The 18,777-nt window shown below is 60.6% G+C and carries 20 protein-coding genes; 13 read left to right on the top strand and 7 right to left on the bottom strand.

The features are described 5' to 3' along the window. Positions 1 to 81 precede the first annotated feature (81 nt). Positions 82 to 630 carry a sugar O-acetyltransferase gene (locus C6382_RS18455; protein WP_107025798.1) on the top strand — a complete coding sequence of 183 codons (549 nt, stop codon included), beginning with the start codon at positions 82 to 84 and terminating at the stop codon, positions 628 to 630. Here the strand turns inward: C6382_RS18455 and C6382_RS18460 are convergent. Further along, complete coding sequence (locus C6382_RS18460) at positions 627 to 1,190, bottom strand: DUF6436 domain-containing protein (RefSeq protein ID WP_107025889.1); 564 nt, start codon at positions 1,188 to 1,190, stop codon at positions 627 to 629. The two genes, C6382_RS18455 and C6382_RS18460, sit on opposite strands and share 4 nt — an antisense overlap. Positions 1,191 to 1,295: 105 nt before the next feature. On the opposite strand from C6382_RS18460, the gene C6382_RS18465 reads away from it, so the two are divergent. After that, positions 1,296 to 2,237, top strand: coding sequence for an alpha/beta hydrolase (locus tag C6382_RS18465; protein WP_107025799.1), 942 nt, complete (start codon positions 1,296 to 1,298; stop codon positions 2,235 to 2,237). Here C6382_RS18465 and C6382_RS18470 read toward each other — a convergent pair whose 3' ends face one another. Further along, positions 2,238 to 2,987: a DUF2059 domain-containing protein gene (locus C6382_RS18470; protein ID WP_107025800.1), complete on the bottom strand. Its 750-nt coding sequence runs from the start codon at positions 2,985 to 2,987 to the stop codon at positions 2,238 to 2,240. A 113-nt stretch (positions 2,988 to 3,100) separates the two neighbouring features. Here C6382_RS18470 and C6382_RS18475 point away from each other — a divergent pair, with 113 nt between their 5' ends. Together C6382_RS18475 and C6382_RS18480 are read left to right on the top strand one after the other, a co-directional pair. Continuing rightward, positions 3,101 to 3,733 (top strand): 2OG-Fe(II) oxygenase, encoded by a 633-nt coding sequence (locus C6382_RS18475; RefSeq protein WP_107025801.1) that lies wholly within the window; start codon positions 3,101 to 3,103, stop codon positions 3,731 to 3,733. Further along, positions 3,714 to 4,217 (top strand): DUF523 domain-containing protein, encoded by a 504-nt coding sequence (locus C6382_RS18480; protein WP_256589139.1) that lies wholly within the window; start codon positions 3,714 to 3,716, stop codon positions 4,215 to 4,217. Before C6382_RS18475 ends, C6382_RS18480 begins: the two co-directional genes overlap by 20 nt. Before the next feature lie 48 nt (positions 4,218 to 4,265). Here the strand turns inward: C6382_RS18480 and C6382_RS18485 are convergent, their stop codons facing one another. Further along, the gene (locus C6382_RS18485) at positions 4,266 to 5,033 is read right to left on the bottom strand and encodes a transporter substrate-binding domain-containing protein (RefSeq protein WP_107025803.1); all 768 of its coding nucleotides are present in this window, start codon (positions 5,031 to 5,033) and stop codon (positions 4,266 to 4,268) included. Between the two features lie 226 nt (positions 5,034 to 5,259). Here C6382_RS18485 and C6382_RS18490 point away from each other — a divergent pair, with 226 nt between their 5' ends. Continuing rightward, positions 5,260 to 5,736: a DUF4399 domain-containing protein gene (locus C6382_RS18490; RefSeq protein WP_107025804.1), complete on the top strand. Its 477-nt coding sequence runs from the start codon at positions 5,260 to 5,262 to the stop codon at positions 5,734 to 5,736. A 91-nt stretch (positions 5,737 to 5,827) separates the two neighbouring features. Here the strand turns inward: C6382_RS18490 and serA are convergent, their stop codons facing one another. Next, positions 5,828 to 7,057: a phosphoglycerate dehydrogenase gene (serA, locus tag C6382_RS18495; RefSeq protein ID WP_107025805.1), complete on the bottom strand. Its 1,230-nt coding sequence runs from the start codon at positions 7,055 to 7,057 to the stop codon at positions 5,828 to 5,830. A gap of 173 nt (positions 7,058 to 7,230) precedes the next feature. On the opposite strand from serA, the gene C6382_RS18500 reads away from it, so the two are divergent. The 4 genes from C6382_RS18500 to C6382_RS18515 all read left to right on the top strand — a co-directional run bounded on the left by C6382_RS18500 (position 7,231) and on the right by C6382_RS18515 (position 11,414). Further along, on the top strand, positions 7,231 to 8,628 hold the full coding sequence (locus C6382_RS18500; protein ID WP_107025806.1) for an FAD-binding oxidoreductase: 1,398 nt from the start codon (positions 7,231 to 7,233) through the stop codon (positions 8,626 to 8,628). Between the two features lie 41 nt (positions 8,629 to 8,669). Continuing rightward, positions 8,670 to 9,335: a fumarylacetoacetate hydrolase family protein gene (locus C6382_RS18505; protein WP_107025807.1), complete on the top strand. Its 666-nt coding sequence runs from the start codon at positions 8,670 to 8,672 to the stop codon at positions 9,333 to 9,335. Positions 9,336 to 9,484: 149 nt separating this feature from the next. Continuing rightward, positions 9,485 to 10,417, top strand: coding sequence for an SdiA-regulated domain-containing protein (locus tag C6382_RS18510; protein ID WP_107025808.1), 933 nt, complete (start codon positions 9,485 to 9,487; stop codon positions 10,415 to 10,417). 85 nt (positions 10,418 to 10,502) lie between these two features. Then, a complete protein-coding gene (locus C6382_RS18515; RefSeq protein ID WP_107025809.1) occupies positions 10,503 to 11,414 on the top strand; it encodes an SdiA-regulated domain-containing protein in 912 nt (303 codons plus the stop codon). Between the two features lie 39 nt (positions 11,415 to 11,453). On the opposite strand, the gene rpiA is transcribed toward C6382_RS18515, so the two are convergent. Next, positions 11,454 to 12,125: a ribose-5-phosphate isomerase RpiA gene (gene rpiA / locus C6382_RS18520; protein WP_107025810.1), complete on the bottom strand. Its 672-nt coding sequence runs from the start codon at positions 12,123 to 12,125 to the stop codon at positions 11,454 to 11,456. Positions 12,126 to 12,260: 135 nt separating this feature from the next. Here rpiA and ilvA point away from each other — a divergent pair, with 135 nt between their 5' ends. Together ilvA and C6382_RS18530 are read left to right on the top strand one after the other, a co-directional pair. Continuing rightward, on the top strand, positions 12,261 to 13,775 hold the full coding sequence (ilvA, locus tag C6382_RS18525) for a threonine ammonia-lyase, biosynthetic (protein ID WP_107025811.1): 1,515 nt from the start codon (positions 12,261 to 12,263) through the stop codon (positions 13,773 to 13,775). Between the two features lie 38 nt (positions 13,776 to 13,813). Continuing rightward, positions 13,814 to 14,242 carry a DUF2269 family protein gene (locus C6382_RS18530; RefSeq protein ID WP_107025812.1) on the top strand — a complete coding sequence of 143 codons (429 nt, stop codon included), beginning with the start codon at positions 13,814 to 13,816 and terminating at the stop codon, positions 14,240 to 14,242. A gap of 98 nt (positions 14,243 to 14,340) precedes the next feature. Here the strand turns inward: C6382_RS18530 and C6382_RS18535 are convergent, their stop codons facing one another. Then, positions 14,341 to 14,997 carry an HAD family phosphatase gene (locus C6382_RS18535; protein ID WP_107025813.1) on the bottom strand — a complete coding sequence of 219 codons (657 nt, stop codon included), beginning with the start codon at positions 14,995 to 14,997 and terminating at the stop codon, positions 14,341 to 14,343. Positions 14,998 to 15,137: 140 nt separating this feature from the next. Between C6382_RS18535 and C6382_RS18540 the strand changes: the two genes are divergently transcribed. Then, positions 15,138 to 15,617 carry an RNA pyrophosphohydrolase gene (locus C6382_RS18540; protein WP_010222140.1) on the top strand — a complete coding sequence of 160 codons (480 nt, stop codon included), beginning with the start codon at positions 15,138 to 15,140 and terminating at the stop codon, positions 15,615 to 15,617. A 22-nt stretch (positions 15,618 to 15,639) separates the two neighbouring features. Then, positions 15,640 to 17,919, top strand: a complete 2,280-nt coding sequence (ptsP, locus tag C6382_RS18545) for a phosphoenolpyruvate--protein phosphotransferase (RefSeq protein ID WP_107025814.1) — start codon at positions 15,640 to 15,642, stop codon at positions 17,917 to 17,919. Positions 17,920 to 18,004: 85 nt separating this feature from the next. Here the strand turns inward: ptsP and C6382_RS18550 are convergent, their stop codons facing one another. Then, positions 18,005 to 18,751 (bottom strand): NRDE family protein, encoded by a 747-nt coding sequence (locus C6382_RS18550; protein WP_107025815.1) that lies wholly within the window; start codon positions 18,749 to 18,751, stop codon positions 18,005 to 18,007. Positions 18,752 to 18,777 lie beyond the last annotated feature (26 nt).

The raw sequence follows: 18,777 nt of genomic DNA on the forward strand, positions 1-18,777 counted from the left end.
GACTCCTTGTGCTTTTTAGCGGATTTTGTGGTCCGATCATCGAGGTAACTTCGGGCAGAGGATAGTCCCAAAGGAGGGAAGATGAACCTCAGTGAAAGGCAGAAAATGCTTACCGGCCAGCTCTACCACGCCAGTTGCCCGGAACTACAGGCCGAGCAGATCGCCAACAAGCACTGGATGCAGCGCTACAACAACAGTGCCGAGCTGCTCAACGAACAGCGGCATAAACTGCTGGTGGAACACTTCGGCGCGGCCGGTGCCAGCGCAGTGATTCGTCCGCCGTTCTATTGCGACTATGGCTACAACATCAGCCTGGGCAGCAACGTGTTCATGAACTTCAACTGCGTGATCCTCGATGTCTGCCCGGTCAGCATCGGTGACGATTGCCAGATCGGCCCGGCGGTGCAGATCTACGCCGCCGACCACCCGCTGGACCCGAAGATACGTCGCAGCGGCCTGGAAAGTGGCCGGCCGGTGAAGATCGGCAACAACGTCTGGATTGGCGGCGGGGCGATCATTCTGCCCGGGGTTACCGTGGGCGATAACGCGGTGATCGGTGCCGGTAGCGTGGTGACCCGCGATGTTCCGGCCAGGGCGACGGTGGTGGGTAATCCGGCGCGCTTGCGTTAGGGGCTCCAGGGGCAGTAGCAACCCACTGCCAGCGTATGCGTAGCACTGACCGCGCGACCCTGGCTCAGCGCCAGCAATATCGGTTCGATAAAGCTGTTGCTCGAGTTGCAGGTCGCGCCCTCGCTGTAGGGGCCGAAGTAGGCCAGCTGGCCCTGGCGGTCCCAGATCGCTACGCCGGGGCTGGCCGGCAGGTGTTCGGCGCCGGGCAGCTCAGCCAACGGCTTGAGTGCGCTGAGGGTGCCTGGCAACTGACCTCGGCTATCGGGTTTCTGTACCACATAGAACTCCACCCCCTGTGGCGCGAAATGCTCGATCAGTTCCGCCAGATGTTGTTGATTGCCGACGTTGCACGGGCAGGCCGGGTCCCAGAAGTGCACCAGGCGGATCGGCCCGGGCCCGGCGATTTTGGCCGGTAGCTGCAGGCGATCACCGGAGAACAGGGCGGTCTGGTTATCGAACGTGCGTAGATAGCGACTCTGGAAACTGTCGTAGGCCCACCACAAACCGGCGGCGCAAAGGGCAGCGATCAGCAGGCCGAGCAGGGTGCGGGGGGATGGCATGAGCATGGAGGCAATGTCCGGGAAAAGTCGCCTAGCTTGCCATGCTGCTGGCAACAGCTGAATATCACAGGTCAAAATCCGGCTTCTGCTGTGTGGAAATACTCTATGCCTGCGTCATTTCAGTCCGACTCGTTACGCGCCAGCCTGGCGCCCATGACGGCGCGTCAGCCGTTGTCGACCCAGGCCCAGGCCTATCAGCGTTACTATGGGCTGGATCTGCCGGCTCGCAAGGTAGCACCGCAGCACTGGCTGGGACGCTTCGAGGCGGCGGGTTTCGAGTTGGTCGGGCAGGTGTGGCTGCCCGCGCAGCCCGTGGCGACGTTGGTGTTGATGCATGGCTATTACGATCACATGGGCTTGTACCGCCATGTCATCGACTGGGCATTGGATCAGGACTACGCCGTGCTCGCTTGTGACTTGCCAGGGCATGGTTTGTCCAGCGGCGAGCGGGCCAGCATCGACGACTTCGGCGCCTATCAGCAGGTGTTGCAGGCCCTGTTCGAGCAGGGGCGCAGCCTCGGGCTGCCACAGCCCTGGCATCTCTGCGGGCAGAGCACCGGTGGGGCGATCGTGGTGGATCATCTGCTGCACGCTGGCGCGCAGAGCCCGGCCCAGGGCCAGGTAATTTTGCTGGCGCCCTTGGTGCGGCCACGTGCGTGGCGCTGGTCAAAATTCAGCTACCGCGTGCTGCGGCCGTTTGTAAAAGGCATTGAGCGGCGCTTCAGTGACAACAGCAACGACCCGACCTTCCTGCCGTTCCTGCAGACAGATCCGTTGCAACCGCGACGCTTGCCGACAGCCTGGGTCGGGGCACTGGTAGATTGGGTCAAACGCATCGAGGCGGCGCCAGTCAGTGCGCGGCGGCCGTTGATTATTCAGGGGCAGTCCGACATGACCGTGGACTGGCCGCACAACCTAAAGGTGCTGCAGGAAAAATTCGCCGCGCCTGACATTCTGCTGATACCCGAGGCGCGGCATCATCTGGCCAACGAATTGCCGGCGATCCGTCAGCGCTTCTTTGACTTCATCGACCAGCGCCTGGACTGATCACTTCAGGTCCGAGGTGTTCTGCCCGACGGCCAGGCCGGCGCGGATCGCGGCCAGGGCGGCCTTGTAGTACGTCTGGCCTTCTGCCGATTCGGCAAAGGTGGCGAACTCATCCAGCTCTTCATCGGACAAGTCGCGATACACGTAGAGCAGGGTGTTGTTAAGTTCGCTGCCAATTTGCTCCATCAGCCGCTGGCGTTGACCGTCAAGCAGGCTCTGGGCCTGGCCACCACCGAGCAGGCCGGGGATCATCTGGCTGAGACTGTCGGCCGCGACCCCGGCAATTGCCAGGCTGACTTCGGCACCGGCTTCGCGTGCGGGCAGGGCCTGGGCCAGGTGGCCGATGATCAGCAAGCGGTTGTCGCTGGCCTGGATCTTGGGCAAGCCCTTGGCGTTCTTGGCCAGCTGGTCACGACGGGTGGCCAGCAGTTCAGCGGCGACAATCTTGCGTCCCAGCGGCGACTGGAAGAAGGCCAGCGCAGGGTCGGGATTGCTCAGGTGGGCACGCAATTGCGCTTGCGCGCGCTTGTCCACAGCCTGGGCCTGGAAACGCTGGTTGCTGTTAGTGAGCAACGCCTGATAAACGGCGGGCGGCAGGCTATTGCGATAGCGCTGCTGGGCGGCATCGAGCGCATCGGTAAAGTGGGCGCGCTGCTCAGGCCAGCCGGCGACCTTATAGAGTTGGTCGAGGCTGTCTGCCCAGACAGGCGTGGTGCAGATCATCATCAGCAAAAAAAACAAACGGCGCATTCAGGACTCCTGTCGGCAGGGCGCTATTGTCTTGGCCTGGCCGGGCTTTGTCGAGAAGCCATTGCATACTCTCGGCCAAGTGGCGCTGTCGGTTTTCGCAGCAGATGGATACTATGCGCGCCATGTCCTTATCTCCTGATCACCCACTGCTGTTGCGCATTGTCGACGACCTGGCCACCCATGGCTGGTCACAGCAGGACATCTTTCTTCCAGCGTCTCTGACCCTGGCACTGGCGGCTGAGTGTCGTACACGCGCCGCAGAGGGCGAGCTGGCGCCTGCAGCGGTAGGGCGGGGCCTGACCCAAGAGGTTCGCGAAGGTATTCGCGGCGACCATATCCAGTGGCTGGAGCCTGGTCAGGCAGCGTGCTGTGACCAGTATCTGGAATTGATGGACGGCCTGCGTGTAGCCCTCAATCGTGGCTTGTTCCTGGGCCTTGAAGACTTCGAGTGCCACTTTGCCCTGTACCCGCCCGGCGCCTTCTATCGCAAGCACCTCGACCGTTTTCGCGATGACGACCGGCGCACGGTGTCAGCGGTGATCTACCTCAACCCGGATTGGTTGCCGGACGACGGCGGACAGTTGCGCATGAGCCTGAAGGATGGTGCGGAGCACGACGTGCAGCCAAATGGTGGCTGCCTGGTGGTGTTCCTTTCCGGTGATATTCCCCATGAAGTGCTGCCGGCCCGGCGCGAGCGTTTGTCGGTCACCGGTTGGTTCCGCCGTCGTGGCAACGAACCGTTCTAAGCCGCACAAAGTGCTGGTCAGCGCCTGCCTGCTAGGTCAGCCGGTGCGCTATGACGGGCGCGCCAGTGGTCACCCTGACCTATTGCAACGCTGGCAACGCGAAGGCCGGATTGTGCCATTGTGCCCGGAAGTGGCGGGTGGTCTACCGACGCCACGGCCACCGGCGGAAATTCCCGGCGGCCAGGGTCGTGCCGTGCTGGAGGGTGATGCACGGGTGATTACGGTTGCTGGCGAGGATGTCAGTGCGCAGTTTCTCGCCGGTGCGCAGCTGGCGCTGGATCTGGTCCGTCGTCATGGCATTCGTGTCGCAGTGCTCAAGTCGGGTAGCCCTTCGTGCGGCAATCTGCTGACGTATGACGGTACCTTCAGTGGTACCCAAGTAACAGGCGAAGGAGTGACCACAGCCTTGCTGCGCCGGGAAGGGGTGCAGGTGTTCAGTGAGCTGGAGCTTGAGGCGGCAGAGCAAGCCTTGAGACAACTTTAAAACCATCGCGGGGCAAGCCCGCTCCCACAGGCCCCGCGATGGTTTTGCTTACTTCGGCGGCTTGCTGGCGTCCATCCCGAACCACTTTTGCGACAGTGCTTCGAGTCGGCCATCGGCCTTGATGCGCTGCAGGGCTTTGTCTACCGCGCTGTGGAACGCCGGGTTACCCTTCTGAAACGGAATCGCCAGGCTCAGGATCGGGCCGACGGTCGCGCCTTCGGCCACCGCTTGCTGGCTGTCGCGAATGGCATAAGGCACCAGCAGACGGTCGCTGATGGCGGCATCGATCTGCTCGCTGGCCACGTCCTTGATCGGTTGGCTGGCGTCTGGATAGCTGCGCAGATCGACCCCTTCGACGCCCCGCGCCTGTTCGGCGAACTGACTGCCCTGAACCACGCCGAGGCTGTGGCCCTTGAGTGCACCGAGGGTGGCCAGTGAGCGCTTCTCGTCCTTGCGCACGATCAACTGGGCGCTGGAATAGCTATAGGGTTCGCTGAAATCCAGACGCTCCTTGAGTTCGGGGGTGGCAGCGACCTGGTTCAGGGCGATGTCATATTTGCCACTCTCGACACCCGGCAGCAAATCGTCGCGAGTCGTCACGACGAACTCGGTGCGCACTCCCAGTTCGTCGGCCAGCAGCCGACCGAGTTCGATTTCAAACCCCGCCAGCTTGCCGTCATCCTTGAAGTTGAACGGTGGCATGTTGGCTTCGACGGCAATGCGCAATTCACCACGGTCATTCATGTCGTCGATCAGTTCGGCATGTGCCCATGGGCTGAGCAGGGTGGCAAGTAGTATCCCTATGGTCAGGCGCATTTAGGTCCCTTGAATTTATTGGCAGTTTAAAAGTTCGCCGCAGCTTTCTGATGATGCCACGGTCGAGCGCAACTTAGGACAGCATCGGTTGTAGGATGTTATGCGCAGGATGAAATATTTTCTGTGCGAAAATTCGGATATGTTCCGATTCAATTGATCTATGGTTACAAGCCATTGCCTCTCGTTTCATAGGCAAGGTTATAGAAACACATCACAGGAGAAGTGAATGAAAAGCCTAGTTTCGCGTGCAGCCGTCGTTGGCCTGTTGATGGGGGTTTCGGCGTTTGCCGCAGCCGCCGAAGGCCTGAAGAGCCAGGAGCCGCCGAAAGACGCCAAGGTCTTCATCGTTTCCCCGGCCGATGGCGCGACGGTCGACAAGACCTTTACCGTCAAATTCGGTATCGAGGGCATGGAGCTCAAACCAGCGGGTGACCAGACCCCGCACACCGGCCACCACCACCTGCTGGTAGATGTCGACAATGAGCCGGCCGCTGATCAGGTATTGCCTACCAGCCTGCTGCCGGCAAACAAGGCGCCGCTGCCAGCCGGTCCGCAAGTACTGCATTTTGGCAAGGCACAGACCGAGGTCGAATTGACCCTGGCCCCGGGCAAGCACACTCTGCAGCTGGTGTTGGGCGACAAGTTCCACGTGCCGTTCAAACCAAGCGTTGAATCGAAGAAGATCACTGTTACTGTTCAGTAAGGGTTGAAAGCATCGCGGGGCAAGCCCGCTCCCACAGGCATTCATTAACCTGTGGGAGCGGGCTTGCCCCGCGATTTGTCGCTAGAAGAACTTAGAACAGCACGCGGGAACGAATGGTGCCCTTGACCTGTTGCAGTTTTTCTTGCGCCAGGTCCGAGTACTCGGCATCAACGTCGATTACCACGTAACCGACTTTCTCGTTGGTCTGCAGGAACTGACCGGAGATGTTGATCCCGTTTTCGGCGAAGACTTTGTTGATCTCGCTGAGTACGCCCGGAATGTTTTCGTGGATGTGCAGCAGACGGTGCTTGCCCGGGTGAGCCGGCAGGGCCACTTCAGGGAAGTTGACCGACGATACGGACGTACCGTTGTCGCTGTACTTGACCAGTTTCTCGGCTACTTCCAGACCGATGTTGGCCTGGGCTTCGGCGGTGGAGCCACCGATGTGCGGGGTCAGGATCACGTTGTCCAGGCCACGCAGCGGGCTTTCGAACTGCTCGTCGTTGGAGCGCGGCTCGACCGGGAACACGTCGATGGCAGCGCCGATCAGGTGCTTGTCTTTGATCGCTGCAGCCAGGTGATCCAGTTCGACCACGGTACCGCGGGCGGCGTTGATCAGGATCGAGCCTTTTTTCATCGCGCGGATTTCTTTCTCGCCAATCATCCATTGGGTGGACGGCAGCTCAGGCACGTGCAGCGAGACGATGTCGGCCAGACCCAACAGCTCGTTCAGGCTGGTGACCTGGGTAGCGTTGCCCAGTGGCAGTTTGGTCAGCGGGTCGAAGAAGAACACCTGCATGCCCAGGCTCTCGGCCAGGACCGACAATTGGGTGCCGATCGAGCCATAGCCGACGATACCCAGCTTTTTGCCCCGGATTTCGAAGGAGTTGGCCGCGCTCTTGATCCAGCCACCACGGTGGCAGGAAGCGTTTTTCTCCGGGATGCCGCGCAGCAGCAGGATCGCTTCGGCCAATACCAGTTCGGCTACCGAACGGGTGTTGGAGTACGGCGCGTTGAACACGGCGATACCGCGCTCGCGAGCGGCGTTCAGGTCAACCTGGTTGGTACCGATGCAGAAACAGCCGACAGCGACCAGTTTCTTGGCGCAGTCGAAAACCTCTTCGGTCAGTTGAGTGCGCGAGCGGATGCCGATGAAGTGGGCATCAGCGATCTTTTCTTTCAACTCAGCGTCGGGCAGAGAACCGGTGAGGTACTCGATGTTGCTATACCCGGCGGCCTTGAGGACGTCCACGGCGGATTGGTGGACGCCTTCGAGAAGAAGGAACTTGATCTTGCTCTTATCGAGAGAAGTCTTGCTCATCTGCGTAAACCTGTGTCCCGGAGAAAAATGGCAGGGAAGTGAAGCTCTCGCAGCATCGGCCCAAAAGCGCGATCAGCGGGGGGCGTATGCTAGCATGAGTACCCCCCGATACGCCCATCCCTGGCACGTGAAGTGTGCTCAGGGTGACTATGAATAGTTCGAGAGTTCTGTCGATGACCAATTCTGCGTTGATTGATGAGCTGATGACCCTGGTTGAGCCCGGCAAGGTGCTGACCGATGCGGACTCCCTCGAGACTTACGGCAAGGATTGGACCAAACACTTTGCCCCGGCGCCGCTGGCCATCGTGTTTCCCAAGAGCACCGAACAGGTCCAGGTCATCGTGCGCTGGGCCAACCGGCACAAGGTTGCCCTGGTGCCTTCGGGCGGGCGTACCGGCCTCTCGGCGGCGGCAGTGGCGGCCAATGGCGAAGTGGTCGTGTCCTTCGACTACATGAACCAGATCCTCGCTTTTGATGAATTCGACCGTAGCGTGGTCTGTCAGCCGGGGGTGGTCACTGAGCAACTGCAGAACTTTGCCGAAGACAAGGGCCTGTACTACCCAGTGGACTTCGCTTCTGCAGGTTCAAGTCAGATTGGTGGCAATATCGCTACCAATGCCGGCGGAATCAAAGTCATTCGCTACGGCATGACCCGCAACTGGGTGGCTGGCCTGAAGGTCGTCACCGGCGCCGGCGATCTGCTGGAGCTGAACAAGGACTTGATCAAGAACGCCACGGGCTACGACCTGCGCCAGTTGTTCATCGGCGCTGAAGGTACCCTGGGTTTTGTGGTCGAGGCGACCATGCGCCTGGATCGTGCGCCGAACAATCTCACCGCTATGGTCCTTGGCACCCCGGACTTCGATTCGATCATGCCGGTACTGCACGCGTTTCGCGACAAGCTCGACCTGACGGCTTTTGAGTTCTTCTCCGACAAGGCGCTGGCCAAAATAATGGGTCGCGGCGATGTCCCCGCGCCGTTCGACACCCCTTGCCCGTTCTATGCTCTGCTGGAATTCGAAGCCAGCAACGAAGAGGTGGCCAATGCCGCCTTGGCCACCTTCGAATACTGCGTGGAGCAGGGTTGGGTGCTCGATGGTGTAATGAGCCAGAGCGAGCAACAGCTACAGAACCTGTGGAAGTTGCGCGAGTACATCTCTGAAACCATCTCGCACTGGACACCCTACAAAAACGATATCTCGGTCACTGTATCGAAAGTGCCGGCATTTCTGCGCGATATCGATGCGATCGTCGCAGAAAACTATCCGGATTTCGAAGTGGTCTGGTATGGCCACATCGGCGACGGCAACCTGCACCTGAACATCCTCAAACCCGACGCCCTGAGCAAAGACGAGTTCTTTGCCAAGTGCGCTACGGTGAACAAGTGGGTATTCGAGACCGTGCAGAAGTACAACGGCTCGATTTCGGCCGAACACGGGGTGGGCATGACCAAGCGTGACTACCTCACCTACAGCCGCTCGCCCGTGGAAATTCAATACATGAAAGCGGTGAAGGCGGTGTTCGATCCGAACGGGATCATGAACCCGGGCAAGATCTTCGCTGCCGAGTAAGTCAAAGGCATAAGCGCTTTCAATTGCGCCAGGAGTCGGTAATGAGCTATCAGCACCAGTATGTAGACGGCACGCGTATTCACTTTCCCCTGGGCAAAGTGGTGTGCATCGGGCGCAACTATGCCGAGCACGCCAAAGAACTGGATAACCCGATCCCGACCGAGCCCCTGCTGTTTATCAAGCCGGGCAGTTGTGTGGTGCCGCTCGACAGCGGCTTCAAGATCCCGACTGAGCGCGGTTCGGTGCACTACGAGACGGAAATTGCCGTGTTGCTCGGCAAGTCGCTGTCTACCCACCCGACCGAAGAAGAAGTGCTCGACGCCATCTCCGGCTTTGCTCCGGCCCTGGACCTGACCCTGCGCGACCTGCAGGCGCAGCTGAAAGAGAAAGGCCTGCCGTGGGAGCGTTCCAAGTGCTTCGATGGCGCCTGCGTACTGCCGCCGTTCGTGCCGGTCAGTGCCTTTGACGACCTGACCGACATCGGTATCCGCCTGACCCTCAACGGTGAAGTGCGCCAGGACGGCAACAGCGCGTTGATGCTCAATCCGATCGTGCCGATGATCCAGCACATGGCCTCGCAATTCTCGCTGCTGGCCGGCGATGTGATCCTCACCGGTACCCCGGTTGGTGTCGGCCCGCTCAATCCCGGCGATGAACTGGTGCTGGAATTGCCGGGTATCAGCCGTTTCGAAAGCACAGTGTTGTAGCCCGGCAGGGCAGCCAGTCACGCTGGCTGCTCTGCGCGCTGTCGGCTTTTGTCATTTTTTTCACAATCAATCCGGATAATGCTTGCGGATCTGGCTCTGCGAACGTGCCGGTAGTGTGTTATTAACTGGCAAAAAAGAGCAGCAAACCCATGGCGTCTCCCGTTTCATCCAGTAAATCCGTGCCGTCTGCTCGAAAGCGTGGGCTCGCTTTGCGTTGGTCGACCTGGTTGGCAGCGACGGCAATCATCGGCTACGGCGTGGCGATTGCCATGCATTGGGATGATCGCGGGCTGTTGTGGTTGCAGGAACGTTTTGAAAGCCCGGCCGAGCAGCAAGCCAGCATCTGGCTGCCGGACTACCAGGTCGATATCGATGCCAAGGTCTTGCCGGGCATGGAAGATGACGAAGCGTCCGACCTGACCTACAACCCTGCCAGTAAAACCCTGTTCGCCGTCATGGGCAAAAACCCCTTCCTGGTCGAACTGAACCTTGAGGGTGACGTCCTGCGCAAGATGCCGCTGGTGGGCTGGAGCAATCCCGAAGGTGTGGCGGCACTTGAGGGCGGGCGGCTGGCGATTGTCGATGAGCGTGATCACTCGCTGACCATCGTCACCCTGACTGCCGATACCCGTTCACTGAATATCGCTGATTTCCCGCAGTACGACCTCGGTCCATCGGAAAACCAGAACAAGGCGTTCGAGGCGATAGCCTGGGACCCTCGCCAGCAACGTATTGTCCTTGGCGAAGAGCGTCCGCCAGCCTTGTTTACCTGGGGTAGCGATGGTCATAGCCCGCTGGCCGGTGACAAGCAACCGCTGCTAAACGAAGAGCTGGACCTGCGCAACCTCTCGGCCCTGGGCATCGACCCGCGTACCGGGCACATGCTGGTATTGTCGGCTGATTCCAACATGCTGCTGGAGCTGGATGAGACCGGCGAACAGGTCAGTTTCATGACCCTGCTCGGTGGCTTCAACGGTTTGAGCAAGCGTATCCCGCGCGCCGAAGGTGTGGCGATGGACGACAACGGTACCCTGTATATCGTCAGTGAGCCGAACCTGTTCTATCGTTTCAAAAAGCCTTGATTTAAGACTTGTCCGATATCCAGGTTAAGTTTGGATTCAGCAGAGTGTGGTTAGATTCCGCCTGCCACCCATCGAGTCCTTCTGAATGCGCCGCTACATCCGCTTACCGCTGATTGCCCTGTTTGTGAGTCTGATTGCCTTGTTACTGCTTGCAGTAGCAGGGCAGCACTACCGTCTGTACGAGCGGGGCTGGTTCAACCTCAAGACCTGGTGGCAGCCGTTCGAGCAGAGCATTGGCCTGGACCAATACCAGGTGGTGCTCGAAGCCAAGACGATCGAAGGCCTCGACGACGATATCTCGGCGCTGACTTTCGACCCTGACCGCAACAGCCTGTTCACGGTAACCAACAAGCGTTCCGAGCTGATTGAGCTGTCACTGGACGGACGCATCCTGCGCCGTGTGCCATTGACCGGCTTTGGCGACCCGGAGGCAGTGGAATACATCGGGCCGGGCAGTTATGTGATTACCGACGAGCGCGAACAACGCCTGATTCGCGTGCGCCTGCAGGACAGCACGCTGTTTCTCGATGCCAAGGATGCCGAGCAGTTGACCTTGGGCATTGGCCTCAATGGCAACAAAGGCTTCGAGGGTTTGGCCTATGACTCGGCAGGCAAACGCCTGTTTGTGGCCAAGGAGCGCGACCCGATGCTGATCTATGAGGTACATGGTTTCCCACACGAAAGCCCTGGGCAACCGTATGCCGTGCATGTGGTGCAAGACCAGAAACGTGATTCACGGCTGTTTGTGCGCGACCTGTCGAGTTTGCAATTCGATGAGCGCAGCGGCCATTTGCTGGCGCTGTCGGATGAGTCTCAGCTGGTCGTGGAGCTGGATGTGAAGGGCAAGCCGTTGAGCACGTTGTCGCTGCGCAAGGGCTTTCAGGGCTTGAAGCGCAGCGTGCCGCAGGCTGAGGGCATCGCCATGGACGATGCCGGGACCATTTATCTGGTCAGCGAACCGAACCTGTTTTACGTGTTCAAGAAGCCGACTGAATAAACTTCATCGCGGGGCAAGCGGGCTTGCCCCGCGATGCTTTTAGACCTTGAGAGTCTTGACCCCTTCAGAAGTCCCCAGCAACAGCAGATCCGCCGGCCGCGCGGCGAACAAGCCGTTGGTGACCACGCCAACAATGGCGTTGATCCGGCTTTCCAGCTCCACCGGGTTGGTGATCTGCAGGTTATGCACATCGAGGATGATGTTGCCGTTGTCGGTGACCACGCCTTCACGATAGACCGGGTCGCCGCCCAGCTTGACCAGCTGGCGCGCCACATGGCTGCGGGCCATCGGAATCACTTCGACTGGCAGCGGGAAGGCGCCCAGCACCGGCACCAGCTTGCTGGCGTCGGCGATGCAGATGAACGTCTTGGCCACAGCGGCAACGATCTTCTCGCGGGTCAGGGCCGCGCCACCACCCTTGATCAGGTTCAGGTGCTCGTCGCTTTCGTCGGCGCCGTCGACGTAGAACTCCAGGTCGCTGACGGTGTTCAGCTCATACACCGGAATACCATGACCCTTCAGGCGAGCAGCGGTCGCTTCAGAGCTGGCCACGGCGCCATCGAAGGCAGTCTTGTGCTTGGCCAGGGCGTCGATGAAGCAGTTGGCGGTCGACCCGGTGCCAACGCCGACAATGCTCTTGTCGTCGAGCTTGGGCAGAATGAAGTCGACAGCGGCCTGGGCGACAGCCTGTTTGAGTTGGTCCTGGGTCATGCGGGCTCCGAAGCGGGGAGGAGTATCGTGAAGACGCGTAGTATAGCGGCTAAAACCACGGACTTGCTGTGGTCGCCCGACAAGGCGCTGGGGTAGACTTCCAGCCCCGCCCAACCGCTCAGTGATGCTTTCCCGATGCTCGAACAGTACGTCAAGAAGATCCTCACCTCGCGCGTTTACGACGTTGCGGTCGAAACCCCGTTGCAGACTGCCGGCCAGCTGAGCAAGCGCCTGGGCAACAACATCCTGCTCAAGCGCGAAGACTTGCAGCCGGTGTTTTCTTTCAAGATCCGCGGTGCCTACAACAAACTGGCGCAGCTGACCCCTGAGGAGCTGGCCCGTGGCGTAGTTACCGCCTCAGCCGGCAATCATGCCCAGGGCGTGGCGCTGGCGGCGCGGGAGCTGGGGATCAAAGCGACCATCGTCATGCCCAAGACCACCCCGGAGATCAAGGTCGAAGGTGTGCGCTCGCGTGGTGGCAAGGTGGTCCTGCACGGCGATTCTTTTCCCGAGGCGTTGGCGTATTCGCTGAAGCTGGTCGATGAAAAAGGCTTCGTCTATATCCATCCCTACGATGACCCGCACACCATTGCCGGGCAGGGTACGGTAGCCATGGAGATCCTGCGCCAGCACCCGGGCCAGCTGGACGCGATCTTCGTTCCGGTTGGTGGTGGCGGCTTGATCGCTGGCATCGCGGCTTACGTGAAATACCTGCGCCCGCAGATCAAGGTGATCGGCGTCGAGCCAGACGACTCCAATTGCCTGCAAGCCGCCATGGCTGCGGGTGAGCGGGTGGTATTGCCACAGGTCGGGCTGTTCGCCGACGGCGTGGCGGTGGCGCAGATCGGCCAGCACACCTTCGACATCTGCAAGACCTATGTTGACGAAGTGATCACCGTCAGTACTGACGAGATCTGCGCAGCGATCAAGGATATCTACGACGATACCCGCTCGATCACCGAACCTGCCGGCGCTTTGGGTGTGGCGGGGATCAAGAAGTATGTCGAGCTCAAGGGTGTCAGCGGCCAGACCCTGGTGGCCATCGACTCCGGTGCCAACGTCAACTTTGACCGCTTGCGTCATGTTGCCGAGCGTGCCGAGCTCGGCGAAGGCCGCGAGGCGATCATTGCCGTGACCATTCCCGAGCAGCCAGGCAGCTTCAAGGCCTTCTGCGAGGCCATTGGCAAGCGCCAGATCACTGAGTTCAACTACCGCTACCATGCCGATGGTGAGGCGCATATCTTTGTTGGCGTGCAGACTCACCCGGACACCGACCCGCGCAGCGCGCTGATTCAGAGCCTGACCGAGCAAGGCTTCCCGGTACTTGACCTGACCGACAACGAACTGGCCAAGCTGCATATCCGTCACATGGTCGGTGGTCATGCCGCGCGGGTCAGTGACGAGCTGGTGCTGCGTTTCGAGTTCCCGGAGCGTCCGGGAGCGCTGTTCAACTTCCTCAACAAGCTCGGTGGGCGCTGGAACATCTCGATGTTCCATTACCGCAACCATGGCGCAGCCGATGGTCGCGTGGTGGCTGGCCTGCAAGTGCCGGATGATGAGCGCCACCTGGTGCCGGCCGCGCTGGCCAAGATCGGCTACCCGTACTGGGACGAAACCGATAACCCCGCGTACCGGCTGTTCCTGGGCTGAGCAGCTAAGCTCAGAACAGCTCACAAGGAAGCAATGACATGGAATACCTGACTACTCTCAAGGTCCTGCACGTCGCGGCCACCGTGCTGTTGCTGGGCAGTGCCCTGGGTCTGGCGATCTGGACCTGGTTGGCGCGTCGTAAAGGCGACACGGCAGCAGCGAGACGCCTGATGCAGCGACCGCTGGTGTTCGTCTGGCTGTTGATGGGCATTTGCCTGGTGAGCATGCCGTTCACCGGCTGGTGGCTGGTGCACCTGATCGGCTGGCCGTTGGGTCAGACCTGGGTGCTGGGCTCCAGCGTGATCTACACCTTCGGGGCATTCAGTTGGTTCTGGCTGCTGGCGCGGGTCAATCGCCTGCGTACGGCACCGACGGTGGGCAATCCGAAGTTCACCTTGGCACTGGCGGTGTTCAGTGGTGTGTGCTTCATCGCTATCGCTGGCCTGATGGGCGCCAAGCCGGTCTAGATGAGCTTGTCGGAGCCGGCGTTGCCGGCGATGGTGCGCGTAGCACCCCTGGCCCGGCAGTGCCGGGCATCGCCAGCAAGGCTGGCTCCTACAGGCGATCAGTCGCGCAGGCTGATCACCGGCCAACCGCGTTTTTCAGCTTCGGCGCGCAGCTTAGGGTCCGGATCGACGGCGACTGGATTGGCCACCTGCTCCAGCAGCGGCAAATCGTTCATCGAATCGCTGTAGAAATAGCTGTCGTCCAGGTTGAAGCCGTTTTCTTCCAGCCAGCGCATCAGACGCGTCACTTTGCCTTCACGGAAACACGGCACATCGATACTGCGACCGGTGTAGCAGCCGTCGACCATCTCGCATTCAGTGGCCAGCAGGGTGTCCACCTCCAGGCGCTTGGCAATCGGCCCGGTAATGAAACGGTTGGTGGCGGTGATGATCACCAGCTTGTCGCCAGCGTCGCGGTGTTTTTTCAGTAGCGCCAGAGACTTGGGCAGGATGATCGGCTCGACGCAGTCACGCATGAAGTCGCGATGCCATTCGTCGAGTTGCGCCATTTCGGTCGTCGCGAGGATTTCCAGGCTGAAGTTCAGGTAGGCCGCCAGGTCCAGCTTGCCGGCCAGGTAATCCTGGTAGAAGGCATCGTTGCGGTTCTGATACTCCACCGGGTCGAGAATCCCGCGGGCGCAGAGGTAGTCCCCCCAAGCGTGGTCGCTGTCGCCACCAAGCAGGGTATTGTCCAGATCGAATAAAGCCAGGCGCATTGAAGTCACTCGCATAACATCTGAAAAGTCCCACAGAATACGGACTTTTCACATCGGTGCACATAAGGTAAACAGGCGCGTTGCTGGCCTTGTGACCTTTGTGGAACAATGCCGTGACATGCGTTTGCGAGGTTGCTGCCGTGATCGACCCCGATGGTTTTCGCCCCAATGTCGGGATCATTCTGACGAATGATCTTGGGCAGGTGCTATGGGCTCGGCGGATCAACCAGGATGCCTGGCAGTTTCCCCAGGGAGGTATCAACCCTGAAGAGACGCCGGAAGATGCCCTGTACCGCGAGCTGAACGAAGAAGTGGGGCTAGAGCGCGATGATGTTGAAATTCTTGCCTGCACCCGCGGCTGGTTGCGTTATCGTTTACCCCAACGCCTGGTTCGGACCCACAGCCAACCGCTGTGTATCGGTCAGAAACAGAAATGGTTTCTCCTGCGCCTGGTCTCCAACGAGCAGCGGGTGCGGATGGACCTGACCGGGAAACCGGAGTTCGATGGCTGGCGCTGGGTCAGTTATTGGTATCCGCTGGGCCAGGTGGTGACATTCAAGCGCGAGGTTTACCGCCGCGCTCTCAAAGAGCTTGCCCCGCGCCTGCTGGCGCGCGACTGACGACGGAGTTCGACCCCGAGCCATGCTCAATACGCTGCGCAAGATCGTCCAGGAAGTTAACTCCGCCAAGGATCTCAAGACGGCGTTGGGGATCATTGTGTTGCGCGTAAAAGAGGCCATGGGCAGTCAGGTCTGCTCGGTCTACCTGCTCGATCCCGAGACCAACCGCTTCGTGCTGATGGCCACCGAGGGCCTGAACAAGCGCTCGATCGGCAAAGTCAGCATGGCGCCGAACGAGGGCCTGGTTGGTCTGGTCGGCACCCGGGAAGAGCCGCTGAACCTGGAACATGCCGCCGACCACCCGCGCTACCGCTACTTCGCCGAAACCGGTGAAGAGCGTTTCGCCTCGTTTCTTGGTGCGCCGATCATCCACCACAGGCGTGTGGTCGGGGTTCTGGTCATCCAGCAAAAAGAGCGGCGCCAGTTTGATGAGGGCGAAGAGGCGTTCCTGGTAACCATGAGCGCCCAGCTCGCCGGGGTAATCGCGCATGCCGAAGCCACTGGCTCGATCCGTGGCCTGGGTCGTCAGGGCAAGGGTATCCAGGAGGCCAAGTTCGTCGGCGTGCCGGGTTCTCCCGGTGCGGCGGTAGGCAAGGCTGTGGTCATGCTGCCACCAGCCGACCTCGACGTGGTGCCGGACAAAACCGTCGAGGACATCGACGCCGAGCTCAAGCTCTTCAACAATGCCCTGGAAGGCGTGCGCGACGACATGCGCAGCCTGTCCGCCAAACTTGCAACCCAGTTGCGCCCGGAAGAGCGCGCGTTGTTCGACGTCTACCTGATGATGCTCGAAGACGCGGCCCTGGGTGGCGAAGTGGTACAGGTGATCAAGACCGGTCAGTGGGCCCAGGGCGCCTTGCGCCAGGTGGTGGGTGAACATGTCAATCGCTTCGAGCTGATGGACGATGCCTACCTGCGCGAGAGGGCTTCCGATGTGAAGGATCTGGGCCGGCGTCTGCTGGCCTACCTGCAGGAAGCACGGCAGCAGACGCTGGTCTATCCCGATAACACCATTCTGGTCAGTGAAGAACTGACCCCGGCCATGCTCGGCGAAGTGCCGGAAGGCAAGCTGGTCGGCCTGGTTTCGGTACTGGGTTCGGGCAACTCGCACGTGGCGATCCTGGCCCGGGCCATGGGTATTCCGACCGTGATGGGCCTGGTCGACCTGCCGTATTCGAAGGTCGACGGCATCGACATGATCGTCGATGGCTACAAGGGCGATGTCTACACCAACCCCAGCGACGTGCTGCGCAAGCAGTATGCCGAAGTGGTCGAGGAAGAGCGTCAGTTGGCCCAGGGCCTGGATGCCTTGCGCGAACTGCCGTGTATCACCCTCGATGGACACCGCATGCCGCTGTGGGTCAACACCGGCCTGCTTGCCGATGTCGCCCGTGCCCAGCAGCGTGGCGCCGAAGGGGTCGGGCTGTACCGCACCGAAGTGCCGTTCATGATCAACCAGCGCTTCCCGAGTGAAAAGGAGCAGCTGGCGATTTACCGCGAGCAACTGGCCGCCTTCCACCCGTTGCCGGTGACCATGCGCAGCCTGGACATCGGTGGTGACAAGGCGCTGTCATATTTCCCGATCAAGGAAGACAACCCCTTCCTTGGTTGGCGGGGAATCCGCGTGACCCTCGATCACCCGGAAATCTTCCTGGTGCAGACCCGTGCCATGCTCAAGGCCAGTGAAGGCCTGAACAACCTGCGTATTCTGCTGCCGATGATTTCCGGCATCCACGAACTGGAAGAAGCCCTGCACCTGATTCACCGGGCCTGGGGTGAAGTGCGTGACGAAGGCACCGACGTGCCGATGCCGCCGGTGGGGGTGATGATCGAGATTCCAGCCGCGGTGTACCAGACCCGCGAGCTGGCGCGTCAGGTGGACTTCCTGTCGGTCGGTTCCAACGACCTGACCCAATACCTGTTGGCAGTTGACCGCAACAACCCGCGGGTTGCCGACCTCTACGACTACCTGCACCCGGCAGTGCTCCAGGCCTTGCAGAACGTGGTGCGCGACGCCCATGCCGAAGGCAAGCCGGTGAGCATCTGCGGTGAAATGGCCGGTGATCCGGCGGCGGCGGTGCTGCTGATGGCCATGGGTTTCGACAGCCTGTCGATGAACGCCACCAACTTGCCGAAGGTGAAATGGATGCTGCGTCAGGTCAGCCTGAGCAAGTCCCAAGAGCTGTTGGCCCAGGCCATGGGTATCGACAACCCGCAAGTTATCCACAGTTCGCTGCAGTTGGCCCTGAAGAACCTGGGTCTGGCGCGGATGATCAATCCCGGGTCGTCGAAGACCTTGTGATTGTTGCGGCCGCTTTGCGGCCGATCGCCGGCAAGGCCGGCTCCTACATCAATCCCCGTAGGAGCCAGCGTTGCCGGCGATAGCCTCAGACCTGCAGATCCACTTCCCCCAGATGCCCGCCAAACGGCCCGAAACTGCGCTCCAGCAACCTGCGCCGACCGTCCGCTTCGACAATCAGCACCGTACTGGCCCGCGTTCCATAGTTCTGGCTGGCAATGAACACACTCGACAGCAAGCGCTCGGTAGTGAGGCCTACGCCGGTTTCCGGTAAATCGCCATCGGCGGCCTGCAGGTTATCCCCAAGCAGGGTCAGCAACGCCTGAGGCCGCGGGTCAGCCAGCTGTTGCTTCAATCCGGCGCGAGCCTTGACCAGTTTCGGCCAAGGCGTATCCAACCCAGCATTGGACAGGCCATAAACACCTTCGCTGAGCAGTTGCACTTGCGCCTCACGGGCATTCAGGTAACCCAGTGTGCCGCTATCTCCCACCAGCAGGTTGAAACCGGAGTACTGCTGGCTGCGGCTGGCGACCTGATCCAGATAGGCCTCAACGCCACACTCACCCCGCAGGAACGCCGCCACCAACTCGCCGCGTGAGCGTGCGCCCTGGGCCAGTTGCGGGTCGCGAATATTGGTCAGTGCGGCAAAGCGTCCGCCTGGACCGACGCCCAGCCAGGTGCCGCCGGCCTCCAGATCGCGTCCGGCATACACCCCGGGCGCATCGTCCCAGGCGCCCAGTACACGGCTGGGACGGGCATAGAACTCATCGCGGTTGGCCGCGACGATCAGTGGCTGGGCATGGCCCGGCCGCCAGGCGAAGACGATCAGACACATAGGTGCGCCTCTGTATTTCTGCCCAC

This window comes from Pseudomonas sp. BBP2017 (assembly GCF_003024385.1).
Classification (GTDB): domain Bacteria; phylum Pseudomonadota; class Gammaproteobacteria; order Pseudomonadales; family Pseudomonadaceae; genus Aquipseudomonas.

What these genes read in the sequence shown, in the direction of transcription:
- C6382_RS18490 (WP_107025804.1), top strand. Translation starts at nt 5,260, where the DNA reads ATGAAAAGCCTAGTTTCGCGTGCAGCCGTCGTTGGCCTGTTGATGGGG.
- C6382_RS18535 (WP_107025813.1), bottom strand. Translation starts at nt 14,997, where the DNA reads ATGCGCCTGGCTTTATTCGATCTGGACAATACCCTGCTTGGTGGCGAC.
- C6382_RS18505 (WP_107025807.1), top strand. Translation starts at nt 8,670, where the DNA reads ATGAGCTATCAGCACCAGTATGTAGACGGCACGCGTATTCACTTTCCC.
- C6382_RS18455 (WP_107025798.1), top strand. Translation starts at nt 82, where the DNA reads ATGAACCTCAGTGAAAGGCAGAAAATGCTTACCGGCCAGCTCTACCAC.
- serA (WP_107025805.1), bottom strand. Translation starts at nt 7,057, where the DNA reads ATGAGCAAGACTTCTCTCGATAAGAGCAAGATCAAGTTCCTTCTTCTC.
- C6382_RS18500 (WP_107025806.1), top strand. Translation starts at nt 7,231, where the DNA reads ATGACCAATTCTGCGTTGATTGATGAGCTGATGACCCTGGTTGAGCCC.
- C6382_RS18510 (WP_107025808.1), top strand. Translation starts at nt 9,485, where the DNA reads ATGGCGTCTCCCGTTTCATCCAGTAAATCCGTGCCGTCTGCTCGAAAG.
- rpiA (WP_107025810.1), bottom strand. Translation starts at nt 12,125, where the DNA reads ATGACCCAGGACCAACTCAAACAGGCTGTCGCCCAGGCCGCTGTCGAC.
- ilvA (WP_107025811.1), top strand. Translation starts at nt 12,261, where the DNA reads ATGCTCGAACAGTACGTCAAGAAGATCCTCACCTCGCGCGTTTACGAC.
- ptsP (WP_107025814.1), top strand. Translation starts at nt 15,640, where the DNA reads ATGCTCAATACGCTGCGCAAGATCGTCCAGGAAGTTAACTCCGCCAAG.
- C6382_RS18550 (WP_107025815.1), bottom strand. Translation starts at nt 18,751, where the DNA reads ATGTGTCTGATCGTCTTCGCCTGGCGGCCGGGCCATGCCCAGCCACTG.
- C6382_RS18485 (WP_107025803.1), bottom strand. Translation starts at nt 5,033, where the DNA reads ATGCGCCTGACCATAGGGATACTACTTGCCACCCTGCTCAGCCCATGG.
- C6382_RS18515 (WP_107025809.1), top strand. Translation starts at nt 10,503, where the DNA reads ATGCGCCGCTACATCCGCTTACCGCTGATTGCCCTGTTTGTGAGTCTG.
- C6382_RS18470 (WP_107025800.1), bottom strand. Translation starts at nt 2,987, where the DNA reads ATGCGCCGTTTGTTTTTTTTGCTGATGATGATCTGCACCACGCCTGTC.
- C6382_RS18475 (WP_107025801.1), top strand. Translation starts at nt 3,101, where the DNA reads ATGCGCGCCATGTCCTTATCTCCTGATCACCCACTGCTGTTGCGCATT.
- C6382_RS18465 (WP_107025799.1), top strand. Translation starts at nt 1,296, where the DNA reads ATGCCTGCGTCATTTCAGTCCGACTCGTTACGCGCCAGCCTGGCGCCC.
- C6382_RS18530 (WP_107025812.1), top strand. Translation starts at nt 13,814, where the DNA reads ATGGAATACCTGACTACTCTCAAGGTCCTGCACGTCGCGGCCACCGTG.
- C6382_RS18460 (WP_107025889.1), bottom strand. Translation starts at nt 1,190, where the DNA reads ATGCCATCCCCCCGCACCCTGCTCGGCCTGCTGATCGCTGCCCTTTGC.